This window comes from Castellaniella denitrificans (assembly GCF_027214045.1).
Taxonomy (GTDB): Bacteria; Pseudomonadota; Gammaproteobacteria; order Burkholderiales; family Burkholderiaceae_B; genus Castellaniella; species Castellaniella denitrificans_A.
In genome coordinates, this window is record NZ_JAPWHE010000005.1 from 82,088 (window position 1) to 97,907 (window position 15,820).

Consider the following 15,820-nt stretch of genomic DNA (forward strand, 5'->3'; position numbering starts at 1 on the left):
TCGTCCGGGCGGCGGTCACTTGAAACAGGAGCTATCGATGGCCACTCTGCGTCTGGGCGACACCGCCCCCGATTTCGAACAGGAATCCTCCCTGGGGAAAATCAAGTTCTACGAGTTTCTCGGCGACAGCTGGGGTGTCCTGTTCTCCCATCCGGCCGATTTCACACCGGTGTGCACCACCGAACTGGGCTACACCTCGATCTTGTCGGGCGAGTTCGCCAAGCGCGGCGCCAAGGTGATCGCCGTGTCGGTCGACGGCAAGCAGTCCCACCTGGACTGGATCAAGGACATCAACGACACCCAGAAGACCAACGTCCAGTACCCGATCCTGGCCGATGAGGACCGCAAGGTCGCGACCCTCTACGACATGATCCATCCGAACGCCAGCACCACCGCCACGGTGCGCTCGGTGTTCGTCATCGACCCGCACAAGAAGATCCGTCTGATCCTGACCTATCCCGCCAGCACGGGGCGCAACTTCGATGAGATCCTGCGCGCCCTGGACTCCCTGCAGCTGACCGACAATTACAGTGTCGCCACCCCGGTGAACTGGAAACAGGGCGAGGACGTCATCATCGTCCCGTCGCTCAAGGATCCGGCCGTCCTGAAGGAAAAATTCCCCAAGGGCTACACCGAGATCCGCCCCTATCTGCGCATCACGCCGCAGCCGGATCGCTGATCCCGGCGAATCGGATCCCGGGCGCCGGCGTGGGGGGTACCATACCCTCCATGGAACACATCAACGCAAGGGAATGGCTGCGGACGCTGGTGGCCTTCGACACGACCAGCCGGAATTCCAACCTCGGGATGATCGAGGCGATCCGCGACGCATTGGCCGCGCAGGGCGTCGCGTCCGAACTGACCTATGCGCCGGAAGGCGGAAAGGCCAATCTGTTCGCCACACTGCCCGCCCATGATGGCGCCGTGCAAGGCGGGATCATCCTGTCCGGACACACCGATGTCGTGCCGGTGGATGGACAGGACTGGGACTCGGATCCGTTCTGTCTCACTGAAAAGGACGGCAGGCTTTACGGCCGGGGGACGGCGGACATGAAGGGCTATATCGCGGTCGCCCTGGCCCTCGTGCCCGAATTCCTGGCACTGAAGCGCGCCAAACCCCTGCATCTGGCCTTTTCGTACGATGAGGAGGTCGGCTGCCTGGGGGCGCCCGTCATGCTGGAGGCGCTCAAGCGGCGCGGTCTGCGAGCCGAGGGCTGCGTGGTGGGCGAACCCACCGGGATGCGGGTGGTGGTCGCGCACAAGGGCATGAATCTGTATCGTTGCCGGGTGCATGGCAAGGCGGCGCATTCTTCGTTGACGCCTCGCGGCTGCAACGCCATCGAATACGCCGCCCGCCTGATCTGCCGGGTGCGGGACCTGGCGGACGAGTTCCGGTCCCGCGGCCCTTATGACGATTGCTTCGATGTGCCCTTCACCACGATGGGCACCAATCTGATCGCCGGTGGGATTGCAGTGAACACCATTCCGGACGCCTGCGAATTCAGCTACGAATTCCGCAACCTGCCCGGTATGTCGCCGGATGAGATCCAGGGGAGGATCGAGGCGTACATTCAGGATGATCTTTTGCCCAGGATGCGGCGGGATCATGACGCGGCGCGCATCGAAATCGAAGCCATGCCGGCGGCGGTCCCTTCTCTGGAGGCGTCCGAGCGCGATGCGGTCACCCGGCTGGCGCGCGCCTTGACCGGCGACCGGGGGACGGCCAAAGTCAGCTACGGCACCGAGGGCGGGCAATTCCAGAACGCCGGCATCCCCGCGGTGATCTGCGGCCCCGGCCATATCGAGCAGGCGCATCGGGCCGACGAGTTCATCGAAATCGCGCAACTGGACGCCTGCGAGGCTTTCCTGCGCAGGCTGGCGGGTTCGCTGGCGGGTTGATTCCGGGCTTACAGGATGCGGCGCCCATGCGGGGTGTCGATGTGCGCGGCCAGCCGCACCGGGTCGCCGGGTCCGGCCTGGCGCACAGCGACCGGGGCTTCCAGTTCCAGCGATGACAACAGGCGGGAAATCCGTTCCGGATCCGGGTGAAAAATCTCGAGCAGGGCGAGGGCGCATCCCTTGTCCTCCATCCGTGCGGCCGGATGCGCATCGGCATGCCATTGGATGAGTGCGGGGGCGGCGCCTTCCAGGGGTACGGAACCATCGGCGGGAATGGTGATGAGCCAGTCGAGCGCGCTCCGGCGCATGGGTTCGAGATCGCCCAGGGGTTCCGAAGCGGCCGCTGCCGAGGCCTGGATATCGGTGCTGCGCACGACCCAGGCGGAGAGGGCTGGGAGCGCATGGGGGGCGAGCGTGTCGAGCCCGAACCAGCGCGGCCGGCCGGGCGACCGGGCCGCCGGGTTGGGGGCGATCACCTCCAGATACATGGACTTGCCCAGACGCAGCAGCCGGTTGTGGGTCGCCATGCGCGGATGTTCGCCGCCGCGCTGCGTCTCGACGCCAAGCGTGTCGGCGACGAGTGCGGCGCCGGCTTCCAGCGAAAAGGCGGTGATGGCGATGTGGTCCAGAAAGGTGCGCGGCATGGGGCGGCTCCGGTGAAAAATGTACTTTAAGCCGTTTGCGGCGATGGATCTCATCTTGCGTAGATCACTGTTTCTTTGTACAGTATTCATGAGTACTGTATAAAACAACAGTTCCGGCGGTCTTCGAGCCGGGCGCCCTTGGGAGATACGACATGGCTGGATCGATGACTTTGAACGAGGCGTGGGCTTGGGCCGGCGCGCGTGGCCGCCCCGGGCGTGCTGCAAGGACCCTGGGTGTCCGGCGGGTCGTGGGGCGGCCGACCCGCCGGACGCGGCGCCCGGCGGGGGCGGGCGGCACCGGTCGGCCGGGCGGCTGTCATGGTGCATCGGCCCAGCGCGGGCCTGCGGATCGGCTGGCGCCGCCTGGCGGCGCTGGCGGGCGATGTCCTTATGGTCCTGGCCTGGGCCGCCATGGTTCCCGGCATGATGTGGCTGGGGGCGGTGGCGGGCTTCTGATATAATCCTCGGTTTGCATCCTCTGGACCGGCATTATCAATACCTCCACGCCCGGTGCCCATGATGCCCTGGAGCCCATCTTGAACCTGATCGAAACCCTCGAAAAAGAAGAAATCGCGCGCCTGTCCGAAGGCCGCACCATCCCCGAATTCGCCCCTGGCGACACGGTCATCGTGAGCGTCAACGTGGTCGAGGGCTCGCGCAAGCGTGCCCAGGCCTATGAAGGCGTGGTCATCGCTCGCCGCAATCGCGGCCTGAACTCCGCCTTCACCGTGCGCAAGATCTCGTCGGGCGAAGCCGTCGAACGGACTTTCCAGTTGTATTCGCCGCAGATCGCCTCGATCGAAGTCAAGCGTCGCGGTGACGTCCGCCGTGCTAAACTGTATTATCTGCGCAACCTGACGGGCAAGGCCGCTCGCATCAAGGAAAAACTGGTTCGCAAGGCCGTCTGATCACGGCATCGCGGATAGATCCAAGGGCACCCGTTCGGGTGCCCTTGTTTTTTTGGTCCTCGGAATTTCATGTCGAATCGGATGCCGTCCCCGGACAGGAGTCGTATCGCGGGTTTCGATCCCCAGATCCAGCCTGTCCTGCCCAGCGAGCCCCTGCCGCTCTTGCCGCCGGATTGCCTCTGTCTGGACGCCATCCGCCAGGCTTTCCGGCAACCGGTCGATTGGCAGGTGGAACCGCTGTTCGCCCAGGCTTTCGTGCCGGGCGGCGATTCCTACGCCCGGGCGCGCCAGGCCGCGGTCCTCATGCCGCTGGTTCAGCGCAAAACCGGTCTGAATGTGCTGTTCACGCGCCGCGCCGATCATCTGCATCATCATGCCGGCCAGATCAGCTTTCCAGGCGGGCGCATCGAATCCACCGATAGCGGGCCGGTGGCGGCCGCTATCCGCGAGACCCACGAGGAGATCGGCGTCGAACAGCGCTTCGTCCAGGTCATCGGCATGCAGCCGACGCTGCTGACCACGACGCAATTCCTGATGACGCCCGTGGTCGGCGAACTGCTGCCCGGCTTTCGCCTCCGGCCAGACGAGGCCGAGGTCGCCGAGGTCTTCGAGGTGCCCCTCGCGGTCCTGATGGATCCCGGTCTGCACGTGCTGCATCGCATGGAGACCTCGCTGGGTCATGGGCGCTGTTATTTCGCCATTCGCTGGCAGTCCCATTTCATCTGGGGCGCCACGGCGATCCTGATCCGCAACTTCTACCATTTCCTGGCTGCCGCGCGAGGTATCAGGACGCCGGACGCAGGGGACGGCGTGCGCGTGGTTCCCTAGCGGGCCGGCAGGATGGGAGGGGTATTCCTGTTCTTGATCAGCACCGCCAGGAACCTGGCGGGCCGGGTGGCGCTGGCGTTGCGGCCGACGGTATGGATATCGTCCGGGCCTTCGTGAAAGGCCTGGCCAGGGCGCAGAACCGTCTCGGCGCCTCCGCGCACGCCCATCACGATTTCCCCTTCCAGGACGTAGATCAGGCCGTGGGCGTCGTGCCGGTGAACGGGATCGACCCCGCCGGGCGGATATTCCACCAGCAGCATCAGGGCTTCCTTGCCCGGCATGTCGGGCAGATCCTGTTTCATGACCTGAGTGACGATCGGGCCGGGCGGAGGCGCCGGCGGCGGCTCGGCCGCAGATGCGCCGCAGGCCAGGCAAAGGAGCGCCGCGAAAATCTTCGGATGGGGCATGGTTGTTCCTCGGTGATGGTCAGGGGGGGCTTCAGGCGATGGCGAGACCGCCGTCGACACGTAGGATCTGGCCGGTGATCCAGACGGACCCGGGCGTGGCCAGCGACACGATCCAGGGCGCGATGTCCTCGGGCTCGCCACGCCTTCCCATGGGGATCCTGGCGCGCTCGTCGGCCTTGACTGCTTCGATCTGTTCGATGGTGAGTAGCATCCGGTCTTCCAGAAAACGGGTCTCGGTCGGTCCGGCGGCGACCGCGTTGACGCGGATGCCGTCCGCCGCGAACTCCAGCGCCCAGCAGCGTGTCATGTGTTCCAGGGCGGCCTTGCTGGCGGCGTAGTGCGAGAGCCCGGCGGCGGCCTTGCGGCCGAAGGTGCTGGACACATTGACGATGGCGCCGGCGGCCGCCTTGAGGTGGGGCAGGGCGGCGCGCGTCAGCAGCGAGGGGCCGATGACGTTGGTGGCGAAGATCGCGGCGATCCGGTCGGCGCCGGCCTGCGACAGCGGCAGGATGGCGCCGGCGCCCGCGTTGTTGACCAGGACGTCCAGCCGCCCCCAGCGCTGGATGGTGGTGGCGATGGTGCGTTCCGCGTCCGCTTCGCTGGCCGCGTCCGCGACGATGTAGTCGATGCCCGGCGTGTGCCGGGCGGCGGCCGCCAGACGGGCCTCGTTCCGTCCGGTGATGACGGCGCGGGTGCCTGCGGCGGCGAAGGCCCTGGCCGCCGCCAGGCCGATGCCGGCGCCTCCGCCGGTGATGAGTGCGATCCGTGGCATGGTTGTCTGCATGGGATCCTCTATCAGCGGACCGGCGCTGCCCGGGTCGACAGCCAGGTTTCCAGGGACAGGGTCCCGAGCCTGGCCTGCGCGCCGGGCATCAGGGTCGTGTCATCGATCCGGTCGCCGAAATACGGTGCGTCGTCGTCCTGGATGATCTTCGTCGCGGCCTGTGCCGGGCGCGTCTTGCGCAGCAGGTCGGTCAGGCGCAACGGCGCGGGGCCGGCGACTTCGCGCATGCCGTTCAGAGGCGGCTCCGTGGCGACCCGGGCAAGCGCCTCGGCGACGTCGTCCGCGGCCATCGGCTGCAACAGGGCGGCGGGCGCGCGGATGGCACCGCTCCGCGTGAAGGATTGGGCGATGGCGTCCAGGAATTCGAAGAACTGTGTTGCCCGGACGATCGTGTAGGGGAGCCCGCCGTCCGCGATCAGGGCTTCCTGGGCAATCTTGGCGCGGAAGTAGCCGCTTTCGGGCAGACGTTCGGAACCGACCACGGACAGCGCGACGTAGTGGCGGATGCCGGCGGCCCGGCCGGCGCGCAGCAGGTTGCCGGTGGAAGCGCGGAAGAACGCCATCACGGCGTCTTCCTCGAAAGAGGGGGCATTGGTGACGTCGATCAGGACCTCGGCGCCTGCCAGCGCCCGGTCCAGGCCTTCGCCGGTCACCGAGTTCACGCCCGAGGAGGGCGCGGCGGCCAGCACGGCGTGGCCCGCTTGCTCCAGGCGCGCCGAGAGCTTGCGGCCGATGAGGCCGGTACCGCCGATAATGACGATGTTCATCAGGGTTCCTTGCATGGGAATGAAACGGGGAGGGCGCCCGCCCTCCCGGGGATCGAAGCGGGAGGGCCGCATTCAGTCGATCGCTTGCGCGGGGATGGGCGCGCTCATGCCGATGGCCATCCGGTTCCAGGCGTTGATCGCGGCGATCCCCCAGCACAACGCCACGATTTCCTGTTCGTCGAACTCGGCCTGGAGCGCCGCGAAGTCGGCGTCCCGGTCGCTGTGCCGGTCGGCCAGGCGGGTCATGGTCTCGGCCCAGTTCAGCGCCGCCCGTTCGCGGGCGCTGTACAGTCCGGCCTCGCGCCAGGTCGAGAGGCTGTTGATGCGTTGCCAGGTCTCGCCGTGCTTGCGCAGGTCGCGCGCGTGCATGTCCACGCAGAAGGCGCAGCCGTTGATCTGCGAGACGCGGGTCTGGACCAGATCCGTCAGGATCGGCCCCAGGGTGGAGCTGGAGAGGGTGGCGTTGACGCCGGCCATGGCCTTGTAGGTCTTGGGCGCGATGTCCGTCCAGTTCAGGCGGGGGTGCGACATGGAATCACCTCGAGTGGGAAGTTGAAGGGTTCACACTCAAGACGGACGGCGATGCCGTCTTGTGACGGCATCGGTCAACCAGGGGGCGTTTTTTGACTTGGGATGGCCCGGCGGCAAAAAAGGCCCCCACGCCGCGCTTTCAGCTTGCTGCCCCCCGAGGGGGCGCTTTTTGCCTTGGGACGGCCCGGCGGCAAAAAAAATTTCATTCCAGCGTCTCGGCGCCGGCTGCCGGGTCAGGGTTGTACGCTCAGTTCGCGGCCCAGGACTTGCGCCAGCCGCGCGAGCTTGTCGGGATTGCGCTGCGCGTGGATGCGGGTGATGCGCGCGCCGTCGGTTTCCAGATATTGCACCGATTCCAGTTTGTCGTCGATGAAGCGCAGCAGCCGCCATTGGCCTTCGGCGAGGGCGATCTCGCAGCGCACCCGGCCGCGGAAGCGCAGGCAGGTCGCCAGGTAGAGCTGCGCGATGCGCTGCCCGCCCAGCAGCGGCACGCCGAAGCTGGCGACCTTGCCGCCGCCGTCGCCGACCAGTTGGGCGTCGGCCGCCAGCACTGACTTGAGCGCCGTGAAGTCGCCCGTCGAGGCGGCCTGGGCGAAGGCCTGGAGCAGGCTTCGTTGCGTCTCGGGATCCACGGTCGCCGGCTTGCGTTCGTCTTTCAACCGGGCCCGGGCGCGGTGCACCAACTGGCGGCAGGCGGCCTCGGTCCGCTCCAGCACCCGGGCGATCTCGTCGTAGCCTTCGTCGAACACATCCCGCAGCAGAAAGGCCGCGCGCGCCTCGGGCGAGAGCCGTTCCAGCACAGCCAGCAGGGCGTAGGAGACGTCGTGCGAGCGTTCCAGCGCTTGTTCGGGCGAGGGTGCGGGATCGGCCAGGTCCGTCAGATCCGGCTCCGGGAGCCAGGCGCCGACATAGTGTTCCCGCTGGATTCTGGCCGCCCGGAGCCGGTCGATGGACAGCCGGGTCGTGACCGAGACCAGCCAGGCCTCGACGTTGGCCAAAGCGCTCCGGTCGGCCGCGTGCCATTTGAGCCAGACGTCCTGAACGATGTCTTCGGCCTCGGCCCAGGAGCCGAGCATGCGGTAGGCGACGCGCTGCAGGCGGGGACGGTGGAGATTGAAAGCGAGGGTCGTATCGTGCATATCGGCATCCAGACGATCGATGTCCTCATTTTGTGACAAACCCGGCCATCGGGCCAGGGGCGGGAAGGGAAATGAAGGGCGGTGTCCGCGCGATGCGTGTGAACAGGTCCTAGTACCGCCGGGCCGCTTCGTTTTCCGCCAGGATGCGCATGTACAGGGCATGGCGTTCGGCGCGGATATTGCCGTGCTCGACGGCCGCCAGCACGCCGCAGCCCGGTTCGTGCCGGTGTGTGCAGTTGTAGAAGCGGCATGTCTCGATCGGCGCGGCGAATTCCGGAAAACCCTGTTCGATGTCGTGGGCGCTCAGATGCTGCAGGCCGAAGGCCTGGAAGCCGGGCGAATCGATCAGGCCGCCGCCGTCTCGCAGGGGGTAGAGCTGCGTGCGGGTGGTCGTGTGGCGACCGGTGCCCAGCGCCTCGGAATGCGCCTGGGTCGCCGCCAGCGCATCCGGCACCAGCGCATTGAGCAGCGTGGACTTGCCCATGCCGCTCTGGCCCAGCAGCAGTGTGAGACGGTCGTGCAGCAGGGGGCTCAGCCGGGTGCGGACCTGGTCCGTGTCCAGGGCGCTGAGCGTGATGACGGGTGTGCCCAGGGATTCCACGGTCGCCAGCCTCGCGCGGGCGGCGCCGGCGCCGGGCAGGTCGGCCTTGTTCAGCACAATGAGGGCCGGCACCCCGGCGCTGGCGGCCGCCACCAGGGCTCGTCCGGTCAGGTCGTCGGAAAATTCGGGTTCCGGCGCCAGCACCAGCAGCAACTGGTCGATGTTGGCGGCGAACTGTTTGCTGCGCTGGGCGTCGGAGCGGTAGAACAGGTTGCGGCGCGGCAGGATGTCGAGAATGACGCCTTCCTGGCGGCCTTCGGGCCTGACGCGCACCCGGTCGCCCACGGCCGGACCGGACTTCTTGCCCCGTGTGTAGCATTGGCGCCTGCCGTCGCCGTCGATCTCGACGTCGTAGTGGCGTCCGTGGGAGGCGACGACGCGGCCTTCCAGCGCGGCGGGTTCAGCCATCGCGCAGGTGCGCAATCCGCACGGGGGCCGGCGGGTGGCTGTCGTACCAGGCTGAATGGACCGGGTCCGGCGTCAGCGTGGCGGCGTTATCGTCATAGAGCTTGACCAGCGCGCTGGCCAGAGGCGCCGCGCCGCATTGTCGTATCGCGTAGCGGTCGGCCTGGAACTCGTCGCGGCGCGACAGCAGGCTGGCGATGGGCGTGGACCAGAACGTCAGTACCGGCAGGGCCAGCATGAACAGCACCAGGGCCAGCCCGTCGTTGGGCCGGCCCAGTTGCGGGATGACGCCCAGGCCGGTGTAGAACCAGAGCTGGGTGGACAGCCAGGCCAGCAGGTGCAGCAGCACGCCGGCCGTCACGAAACTGATGACGATGCGCCGCAGGATGTGGCGGTGGGCGAAGTGGCCCAGCTCGTGCGCCAGGACGGCTTCGACTTCGTCGGCGTTCAGGCGTGCCAGCAGGGTGTCGAAGAACACGATGCGGCGATGGCGGCCGAAGCCGGTGAAATAGGCGTTGCCATGAGCGGAGCGTCGCGACCCGTCCATGACGAACAGGCCCGACAGGCTGAAATGACAGCGTTTGGCCAGGGCATGGATGCGCTGGCCGAGTTCGGGGTCGTCCAGCGGTGTGAAGCGGTTGAACAGCGGGGCGATGAAGCTGGGGTACAGCCACAGGACCAGCAGATTGAAGCCGACCCAGACGCCCCAGGCCCACCAGGCCCAGTCGGTGCCGGCCGAGCGCATGATCCACAGGATGGCGGCCAGCAGCGGGATGCCCAGCGCCAGCGTGACGGCCAGCATCTTGAGGGCGTCGGTGACGAAGAGGCGCGGCGTCATGCGGTTGAAGCCGAAACGGGCCTCCAGGCGGAAGGTGCGCCACGCGGAAAAAACCAGTCCGACGGCGCCCAGCAGGGCCAGCACGGCGCCCACCAGGGCCATCTGGCGCCAGAGTTCGGATTCGATGAGGCGGCCCAGGGCCAGGTCCAGGGCCTGCAGGCCGCCAAGCAGGGTCAGGCCCAGCAGCACGGCGGCCTCGACGATGCGCTCGATCATGGACAGCTGGCAGCGGGCCACGGTGTAGTCGGCGGCGCGCTGGTGGCTGTGCAGGCCGACCCGGTCGGCGAATGCCGGTGGGACCGCGTCGCGATGGGCGAGCACATGGCGGATCTGGCGGCGCGCCAGCCAGTAGCGCAGGAGCAGGTCGCCCAGCAGGCAGGCGAGAAACAGAAAGGTCAGCATGTCCGTCCGGCCAATGTGCGAAAATCGGTGCTTTGCAAGCAAAGGATTATAGGATATGGCCGCAAACGATCAGCGCCTGATCTGGCTGGACATGGAAATGTCGGGCCTGGACCCCGAAAAAGAGCGCATCCTGGAAATCGCCATGGTCGTGACCGAACCCGACCTGACGCCGGTGGCGCAGGCGCCGGTCCTGGTGATCCACCAGGACGACGCCGTGCTGGACGGCATGGACAAATGGAACCAGTCCACCCACGGCAAGAGCGGCCTGATCGACAAGGTCAAGGCCTCGACTCTGACCGAATCCGCGGCCGAAGACGTCCTGCTGGCTTTCCTGGCGCCGCTGGTGCCGGCCGGCAAGTCGCCGATGTGCGGCAACACCATCGGCCAGGACCGCCGCTTCATGGTGAAATACATGCCCAGGCTGGAAGCCTACTTCCATTACCGCAATCTGGATGTCAGCACGCTGAAAGAACTGTCCCTGCGCTGGAAACCCGAGGTCTACCGCAGCTTCGTCAAGGCCAGCAAGCACGAGGCCCTGGCCGACATCCAGGAATCGATCGACGAGCTCAAGCACTACCGGGAACATTTCATCCGCTTGTGACCCGCGCCGGGCCGTCCGACGCGGCCCCGGGCGCGCTTCGCCCTCGCTGTTTCTTCGGAGTCCTTCGTGTCCACAGGAGCCATCGCCGGTATCGGCACCGACCTGCTGCGGGTCGAGCGCATCGAGCGCATCCACGCGCGGCATGGCGACCGTTTCGTCCGCCGCATCCTGGGGCCTGAAGAGCAGGTCGTGCACCAGCGCCGCCAGGCGCGCGACCCGCGCCGGGGCATCCTTTACCTGGCGACCCGTTTCGCGGCCAAGGAGGCTTTTTCCAAGGCCATCGGACTGGGCATCCACATGCCCATGACCTGGTCGCGGGCGCAGATCCTGAACCGCCCCGGTGGCGCCCCCGAAATCCGCCTGTCCGGCCCTCTGGCCGACTGGTACGCGGTCCGCTTCGGCCAGGCGCACGTGTCCATGACCGATGAGACCGACATGGTGGCGGCCTTCGTCGTGATCGAGGCGCTGCCCCCCGGGCCGCACTCCAAGGAAGATATCGCATGACCTTGTCACAGAATACGCATTCGGGCGGCCGCGCCGCCATGCCTCCGGGACCCGTTATGGTCGATGTGGCCGGATTGGAACTGACCGACGTCGAGCGCACCCGTTTGCGCCATCCCCTGGTCGGGGGCGTGATCCTGTTCGCGCGCAATTTCTCCGCTCGGGCCCAGCTCGCCGCCCTGTGCGACGCGATCCACAGCGTGCGCGACGAACCCCTGCTGATCGCCGTGGACCATGAAGGCGGCCGGGTGCAGCGTTTCCGCACCGACGGCTTTACTCCGCTGCCGGCGATGCGGGTCTTCGGCCAGTGGTACGACCGCGATCCCCAGGCCGCCCTGCATGCGGCCACCGAGACCGGCTTCGTGCTGGCCAGCGAATTGCGGGCCTGCGGCGTGGATTTCAGCTTCACGCCGGTGCTGGACCTGGATTACGGGGTCAGCCAGGTGATCGGCAACCGGGCGCTGCACGAGGATCCGGCCGCCGTAGCCCTGCTGGCCCGCGCGCTGGTCCAGGGGCTGTCCCAGGCGGGTATGGCGGCCTGCGGCAAGCATTTCCCAGGCCATGGCGCGGTGGCGGCCGATTCCCATCTGGCGATTCCCGTGGACGAGCGGCCGCTGGACGAGATCCTGGACGCGGACGCGGCGCCGTACCGCTGGCTGGGCGACCTGGCGTTGCCGGCCGTCATGCCGGCCCATGTCATCTATCCCCAGGTGGCGCCCGAGCCGGCGGGATTCTCGCGCCGCTGGGTCACCGACATCCTGCGCGGCCAGTTCGAGTACGACGGCGTGGTGTTCTCGGACGACCTCACCATGGAAGGCGCGAGCGTGGCCGGCGACATCCGTGCCCGGGCGCTGGCCGCGCTGGACGCGGGCTGCGACATGGTGCTGGTCTGCAATCGCCCCGACCTGGCCGATGAGCTGCTGGCATCGCTGGCGGACCGTCCCCTGGATCCCCAGGCCGTGCGCCGCATCCGGCGGCTGATGCCGTCCCTGCCCGCGCCCGACTGGACGGGGCTGCTGTCCGATCCGAGATATCTCCGTGCCCGAAGCCTTCGATCTGAAAACCTTTCTGTCTGACCTGCCGCATCTGCCGGGAGTCTATCGCCACATCGACGAACAGGGCGAGGTTCTGTACGTCGGCAAGGCGCGCGACCTGAAGCGGCGCGTCAGTTCGTATTTCCAGAAGTCCGGCCACGGCCCGCGCATCGAGCACATGCTGGCGCGCGTGGCGCGCACCGAGATTACGGTCACACGCACCGAGGCCGAGGCCCTGATCCTGGAAAACAACCTGATCAAGCGCCTCAAGCCCCGCTACAACATTCTGTTCAGGGACGACAAGTCCTACCCCTATCTGCACATCACCGCGCACGAGGCCCCGCGCATTGTGTACTACCGGGGCAGCACGCACGGCCCGGGCCGGTTTTTCGGCCCCTATCCCAACTCCTGGGCGGTGCGCGAGACCATCCAGATCCTGCAGAAAGTCTTTCGCCTGCGCACTTGCGAGGACAGCGTCTACGCCCACCGCACGCGCCCGTGCCTGCTGCACCAGATCGGCCGTTGCTCGGCGCCCTGCGTGAACCTGATCCCGCTGGAGGACTACAAGGCCGATGTCGAGCGCGCCATCCGCTTCCTGGAGGGTCGGGCGAGCGAGGTGCTGGAGGACATCGAGCGGCGCATGACCGCCGCTGCCGGGCAACAGGATTTCGAGCAGGCCGCCGCGCTGCGCGACCAGATGCGTGCGCTGGCCAAAGTCCTGCAGCAGCAGACCATGGAACAGGTGGGCGACGACAGTGTCGACATCATCGTGGTGGAACAGGCGGGTGGCCGGGTGTGCGTCAATCTGGCGATGGTGCGGGCCGGTCGGCATCTGGGCGACAAGCCCCTGTTCCCCACCCAGGCGCAGGACGAGTCCGCCGGGGACGTGTTGAGCGCCTTCGTGGCCCAGCACTACGCCGACAACCCGGCTCCTCCCGTGCTGGTGTGCTCCCACCCCCTGTCCGATCCCGATCTGGCGCCGCTGCTGGCCGAACAGCATGGCCATCGCATCCGCGTGTTGACCCGTCCCCAGGGCGCGCGCCGCGCCTGGCTGGAACAGGCGCAGCGCAACGCCCGGATGGCGCTGGCGCAGCGCCTGTCCGAGTCCAGCGCGCGCGAGGCGCGCACGCGGGCGCTGGCCGTGGAACTGGACCTGGATACCGATGATGAGTCGCTCGACGCCCTGCATATCGAGTGTTTCGACATCAGTCACACGGCGGGCGAAGCCACCCAGGCGTCCTGTGTGGTGTACCGCCATCATGCCATGCAGTCCTCGTTGTACCGGCGCTTCAACATCGCCGGCATCGAGCCGGGCGACGACTACGCCGCCATGCGTCAGGCGCTGACGCGGCGCTACGCGCGGGTGGCCGACGGCGAGGCGGAAATGCCCGATGTGGTGCTGATCGACGGCGGCGAGGGCCAGGTTGGTGTCGCGCGCCAGGTTTTCGTCGAGCTGGGGCTGGACGTCAGCCGCATCGTCGGCGTGAAGAAAGGCGACCACCGCAAGGTCGGCCTGGAGACCCTGGTTTTCGTCGACGGCCGGCCTTCGGTGGCGCTGGGGGTCGAATCCGCCGCCCTGATGCTGGTGGCGCAGATCCGCGACGAGGCCCACCGCTTTGCCATCACCGGCATGCGCGCCCGGCGGGCCAAGGCCCGCAACATCTCGCGTCTGGAAGACATCGAGGGTGTGGGCAAGCAGCGGCGCCAGAATCTGCTGGCGCGCTTCGGCGGTTTCACCGGTGTGGTGGATGCCAGCATCGACGAATTGCGCAGCGTCGAGGGCATTTCGGAGGCGCTGGCCGAGCGCATCTACCATGCCCTGAGATAGGGGCGCCCGCGACCCGCCCTCTCTCGGAGGCCGGTGCGCGGCCGTGACGCGGGGATGGGCCGGATGCGCGGGCGGCGGGCGGTTCCTTGCGGTAGTATTACGTTTATCATGCCGCTCAATATCCCCATCGCCCTGACCTGGCTGCGCATCGCCATGATCCCCCTGATCGTGGGCCTGTACTATCTGCCCGATGCCTGGACCGCGTCGGGCTGGCGCGATTGCGCGGCGGCCATCGCCTTCATCGTGGCCGCCGTCACCGACTGGCTCGATGGCTGGCTGGCGCGGCGCTGGAACCAGACTTCCGCCTTCGGCGCCTTCCTGGACCCCGTCGCAGACAAACTGATGGTGGTGGCGGCGTTGTTGATCCTGCTGAATCTGGGACGCGTCGATCTGCTGATCGCCTTGGTCATCATCGGTCGTGAACTGACCATTTCCGCCTTGCGCGAATGGATGGCGAAGATCGGCGCCAGCAGCAGCGTGGCCGTGCACCGATTGGGCAAATTCAAGACCGCCGCGCAGATGGTCGCCATTCCCTGCCTGTTGTACTGGCAGCCCCTGGAAGGCCTCTCCACCCGCATCGTGGGCGAAATCCTGATCATCGTCGCGGCCATCCTCACGGTCTGGTCGATGTGCTACTACCTGAAAAAGGCCTGGCCGGAGATCCGCGACCGGGCATGAACGTCGCGGTCCTACTGCCGCAGCGTCCGTACCTGTCCGATGTCGGTGGGCTGGAAATTCGCCCGCCAGGGATTGATATCCAGCCCGCCGCGCCGGGTGTAGCGCGCGTAGACCAGCAGTTCCTCCGGCGCGCAGCGCGCCATGATTTCCCCGTAGATCTTTTCCACGCACAGTTCGTGGAATTCCTGGTGCCGGCGCAACGACACGACGTAGCGCAGCAGCCCGGCGTGGTCGATGCGCGGGCCCGCGTAGCGGATCTGCAGGCTGGCCCAGTCCGGTTGCCCGGTGACCGGGCAATTTGATTTCAGCAGTTCGGATACCAGGATCTCGCGCACGAACGGCGCGGGCTCCGACAGGACCAGGCGGTCGGGACTCGGTGTCTGGCCGGGTTCGAAATCCAGGTCCTGGTCGTCGATGGAGGTGCCGCGCAGCGGCGCACAACTCAGTTCGAAGGCCGGCCGCACCGACAGGATTTCCACGTGCACGGGCTTGCCGCAAGCGCGGGACAGGTCCGTGTGCAGGCGTTGGCGGACGATGTCCGCATAGTCGAAGCGTTCCTCGTTGTAGCTGTTCAGATAGAGCTTGAGCGACTTGGATTCGATCAGGCTGGGACTGTCCATGGGCACGGTGAAGCGGCCGATCGCCACGACCGGCTTGCCTTTGGCGTTCAGCCAGGACAGTTCGTAGGCGTTCCAGATATCGGCGCCATGGGCCGCCTGGGGCAGGTCCAGCCCGGCGCGCGTCTCGGCGCGGGCGATCGGAAACAGCAAGGCCGGGTCGTAACGCGTCGGGCCCGGGGTGGCGCGTCCCAGCGGGCTGGCGGAAAGGGCATCGGGATTCATGCGCTCATTTTACTGCCGCGATCAACAAGCCCGACGCAAGATTTCATATGATGGCATTTTCATTCCACGATATGAAAAATAAATGTTGCACCGCATGCCGAGCATTTTCATGGTCAGAAATTTGATTTCATAACATGGAATATATATACCAATTAATTGATTTTAATAATAAAAATTTTCTGT

19 protein-coding genes are annotated in these 15,820 nt (G+C 66.9%); 10 read left to right on the forward strand and 9 right to left on the reverse strand.

What is annotated here, in order from left to right; genetic code table 11:
• Positions 1 to 37 precede the first annotated feature (37 nt).
• Positions 38 to 679, forward strand: a complete 642-nt coding sequence (locus O4H32_RS08770; RefSeq protein ID WP_269358329.1) for a peroxiredoxin — start codon at positions 38 to 40, stop codon at positions 677 to 679.
• Between the two features lie 59 nt (positions 680 to 738).
• On the forward strand, positions 739 to 1,899 hold the full coding sequence (argE, locus tag O4H32_RS08775; protein ID WP_269358578.1) for an acetylornithine deacetylase: 1,161 nt from the start codon (positions 739 to 741) through the stop codon (positions 1,897 to 1,899).
• 8 nt (positions 1,900 to 1,907) lie between these two features.
• Here argE and O4H32_RS08780 read toward each other — a convergent pair whose 3' ends face one another.
• Positions 1,908 to 2,543, reverse strand: a complete 636-nt coding sequence (locus O4H32_RS08780; RefSeq protein ID WP_269358331.1) for a VOC family protein — start codon at positions 2,541 to 2,543, stop codon at positions 1,908 to 1,910.
• A 201-nt stretch (positions 2,544 to 2,744) separates the two neighbouring features.
• On the opposite strand from O4H32_RS08780, the gene O4H32_RS08785 reads away from it, so the two are divergent.
• From O4H32_RS08785 to O4H32_RS08795, 3 genes are all read left to right on the forward strand, one after another.
• Positions 2,745 to 2,999 carry a hypothetical protein gene (locus tag O4H32_RS08785; protein WP_269358332.1) on the forward strand — a complete coding sequence of 85 codons (255 nt, stop codon included), beginning with the start codon at positions 2,745 to 2,747 and terminating at the stop codon, positions 2,997 to 2,999.
• Between the two features lie 80 nt (positions 3,000 to 3,079).
• On the forward strand, positions 3,080 to 3,451 hold the full coding sequence (gene rplS / locus O4H32_RS08790; protein WP_269358334.1) for a 50S ribosomal protein L19: 372 nt from the start codon (positions 3,080 to 3,082) through the stop codon (positions 3,449 to 3,451).
• A 69-nt stretch (positions 3,452 to 3,520) separates the two neighbouring features.
• Positions 3,521 to 4,279 (forward strand): CoA pyrophosphatase, encoded by a 759-nt coding sequence (locus O4H32_RS08795; protein ID WP_269358336.1) that lies wholly within the window; start codon positions 3,521 to 3,523, stop codon positions 4,277 to 4,279.
• Here the strand turns inward: O4H32_RS08795 and O4H32_RS08800 are convergent.
• The 7 genes from O4H32_RS08800 to O4H32_RS08830 all read right to left on the reverse strand — a co-directional run bounded on the left by O4H32_RS08800 (position 4,276) and on the right by O4H32_RS08830 (position 10,153).
• Positions 4,276 to 4,686 (reverse strand): cupin domain-containing protein, encoded by a 411-nt coding sequence (locus tag O4H32_RS08800; RefSeq protein WP_269358338.1) that lies wholly within the window; start codon positions 4,684 to 4,686, stop codon positions 4,276 to 4,278. The genes O4H32_RS08795 and O4H32_RS08800 overlap by 4 nt on opposite strands.
• Before the next feature lie 31 nt (positions 4,687 to 4,717).
• Positions 4,718 to 5,470 carry an SDR family NAD(P)-dependent oxidoreductase gene (locus O4H32_RS08805; RefSeq protein ID WP_269358340.1) on the reverse strand — a complete coding sequence of 251 codons (753 nt, stop codon included), beginning with the start codon at positions 5,468 to 5,470 and terminating at the stop codon, positions 4,718 to 4,720.
• 11 nt (positions 5,471 to 5,481) lie between these two features.
• A complete protein-coding gene (locus O4H32_RS08810; protein WP_269358342.1) occupies positions 5,482 to 6,237 on the reverse strand; it encodes an SDR family oxidoreductase in 756 nt (251 codons plus the stop codon).
• 72 nt (positions 6,238 to 6,309) lie between these two features.
• Positions 6,310 to 6,768 carry a carboxymuconolactone decarboxylase family protein gene (locus tag O4H32_RS08815; RefSeq protein ID WP_269358344.1) on the reverse strand — a complete coding sequence of 153 codons (459 nt, stop codon included), beginning with the start codon at positions 6,766 to 6,768 and terminating at the stop codon, positions 6,310 to 6,312.
• 233 nt (positions 6,769 to 7,001) lie between these two features.
• Positions 7,002 to 7,907 carry an RNA polymerase sigma-70 factor gene (locus tag O4H32_RS08820; RefSeq protein WP_269358346.1) on the reverse strand — a complete coding sequence of 302 codons (906 nt, stop codon included), beginning with the start codon at positions 7,905 to 7,907 and terminating at the stop codon, positions 7,002 to 7,004.
• A gap of 109 nt (positions 7,908 to 8,016) precedes the next feature.
• Complete coding sequence (gene rsgA, locus O4H32_RS08825) at positions 8,017 to 8,916, reverse strand: ribosome small subunit-dependent GTPase A (RefSeq protein WP_269358348.1); 900 nt, start codon at positions 8,914 to 8,916, stop codon at positions 8,017 to 8,019.
• Positions 8,909 to 10,153, reverse strand: coding sequence for a M48 family metallopeptidase (locus O4H32_RS08830; protein WP_269358351.1), 1,245 nt, complete (start codon positions 10,151 to 10,153; stop codon positions 8,909 to 8,911). The genes rsgA and O4H32_RS08830 overlap by 8 nt, the downstream gene beginning before the upstream one ends.
• A gap of 55 nt (positions 10,154 to 10,208) precedes the next feature.
• On the opposite strand from O4H32_RS08830, the gene orn reads away from it, so the two are divergent.
• The 5 genes from orn to pgsA all read left to right on the forward strand — a co-directional run bounded on the left by orn (position 10,209) and on the right by pgsA (position 14,795).
• Entirely contained in the window at positions 10,209 to 10,754 is a 546-nt protein-coding gene (gene orn, locus O4H32_RS08835; RefSeq protein ID WP_269358353.1) for an oligoribonuclease, read from the forward strand.
• A 66-nt stretch (positions 10,755 to 10,820) separates the two neighbouring features.
• Entirely contained in the window at positions 10,821 to 11,258 is a 438-nt protein-coding gene (acpS, locus tag O4H32_RS08840) for a holo-ACP synthase (protein WP_269358355.1), read from the forward strand.
• Positions 11,255 to 12,331, forward strand: a complete 1,077-nt coding sequence (nagZ, locus tag O4H32_RS08845; protein ID WP_269358357.1) for a beta-N-acetylhexosaminidase — start codon at positions 11,255 to 11,257, stop codon at positions 12,329 to 12,331. Before acpS ends, nagZ begins: the two co-directional genes overlap by 4 nt.
• Positions 12,294 to 14,117 (forward strand): excinuclease ABC subunit UvrC, encoded by a 1,824-nt coding sequence (uvrC, locus tag O4H32_RS08850; RefSeq protein ID WP_269358359.1) that lies wholly within the window; start codon positions 12,294 to 12,296, stop codon positions 14,115 to 14,117. Before nagZ ends, uvrC begins: the two co-directional genes overlap by 38 nt.
• A gap of 108 nt (positions 14,118 to 14,225) precedes the next feature.
• Positions 14,226 to 14,795, forward strand: a complete 570-nt coding sequence (pgsA, locus tag O4H32_RS08855; RefSeq protein WP_269358360.1) for a CDP-diacylglycerol--glycerol-3-phosphate 3-phosphatidyltransferase — start codon at positions 14,226 to 14,228, stop codon at positions 14,793 to 14,795.
• A gap of 11 nt (positions 14,796 to 14,806) precedes the next feature.
• Here the strand turns inward: pgsA and queF are convergent, their stop codons facing one another.
• Positions 14,807 to 15,637 (reverse strand): NADPH-dependent 7-cyano-7-deazaguanine reductase QueF, encoded by an 831-nt coding sequence (gene queF, locus O4H32_RS08860; protein WP_269358363.1) that lies wholly within the window; start codon positions 15,635 to 15,637, stop codon positions 14,807 to 14,809.
• Positions 15,638 to 15,820: the final 183 nt, after the last annotated feature.

Bases quoted from the DNA above. Each gene is read 5' to 3' on its own strand.
- O4H32_RS08770 (WP_269358329.1), top strand. From the start codon at position 38: ATGGCCACTCTGCGTCTGGGCGACACCGCCCCCGATTTCGAACAGGAA.
- O4H32_RS08780 (WP_269358331.1), bottom strand. From the start codon at position 2,543: ATGCCGCGCACCTTTCTGGACCACATCGCCATCACCGCCTTTTCGCTG.
- O4H32_RS08795 (WP_269358336.1), top strand. From the start codon at position 3,521: ATGTCGAATCGGATGCCGTCCCCGGACAGGAGTCGTATCGCGGGTTTC.
- O4H32_RS08800 (WP_269358338.1), bottom strand. From the start codon at position 4,686: ATGCCCCATCCGAAGATTTTCGCGGCGCTCCTTTGCCTGGCCTGCGGC.
- O4H32_RS08805 (WP_269358340.1), bottom strand. From the start codon at position 5,470: ATGCAGACAACCATGCCACGGATCGCACTCATCACCGGCGGAGGCGCC.
- O4H32_RS08810 (WP_269358342.1), bottom strand. From the start codon at position 6,237: ATGAACATCGTCATTATCGGCGGTACCGGCCTCATCGGCCGCAAGCTC.
- O4H32_RS08815 (WP_269358344.1), bottom strand. From the start codon at position 6,768: ATGTCGCACCCCCGCCTGAACTGGACGGACATCGCGCCCAAGACCTAC.
- O4H32_RS08820 (WP_269358346.1), bottom strand. From the start codon at position 7,907: ATGCACGATACGACCCTCGCTTTCAATCTCCACCGTCCCCGCCTGCAG.
- rsgA (WP_269358348.1), bottom strand. From the start codon at position 8,916: ATGGCTGAACCCGCCGCGCTGGAAGGCCGCGTCGTCGCCTCCCACGGA.
- O4H32_RS08830 (WP_269358351.1), bottom strand. From the start codon at position 10,153: ATGCTGACCTTTCTGTTTCTCGCCTGCCTGCTGGGCGACCTGCTCCTG.
- orn (WP_269358353.1), top strand. From the start codon at position 10,209: ATGGCCGCAAACGATCAGCGCCTGATCTGGCTGGACATGGAAATGTCG.
- nagZ (WP_269358357.1), top strand. From the start codon at position 11,255: ATGACCTTGTCACAGAATACGCATTCGGGCGGCCGCGCCGCCATGCCT.
- pgsA (WP_269358360.1), top strand. From the start codon at position 14,226: ATGCCGCTCAATATCCCCATCGCCCTGACCTGGCTGCGCATCGCCATG.
- queF (WP_269358363.1), bottom strand. From the start codon at position 15,637: ATGAATCCCGATGCCCTTTCCGCCAGCCCGCTGGGACGCGCCACCCCG.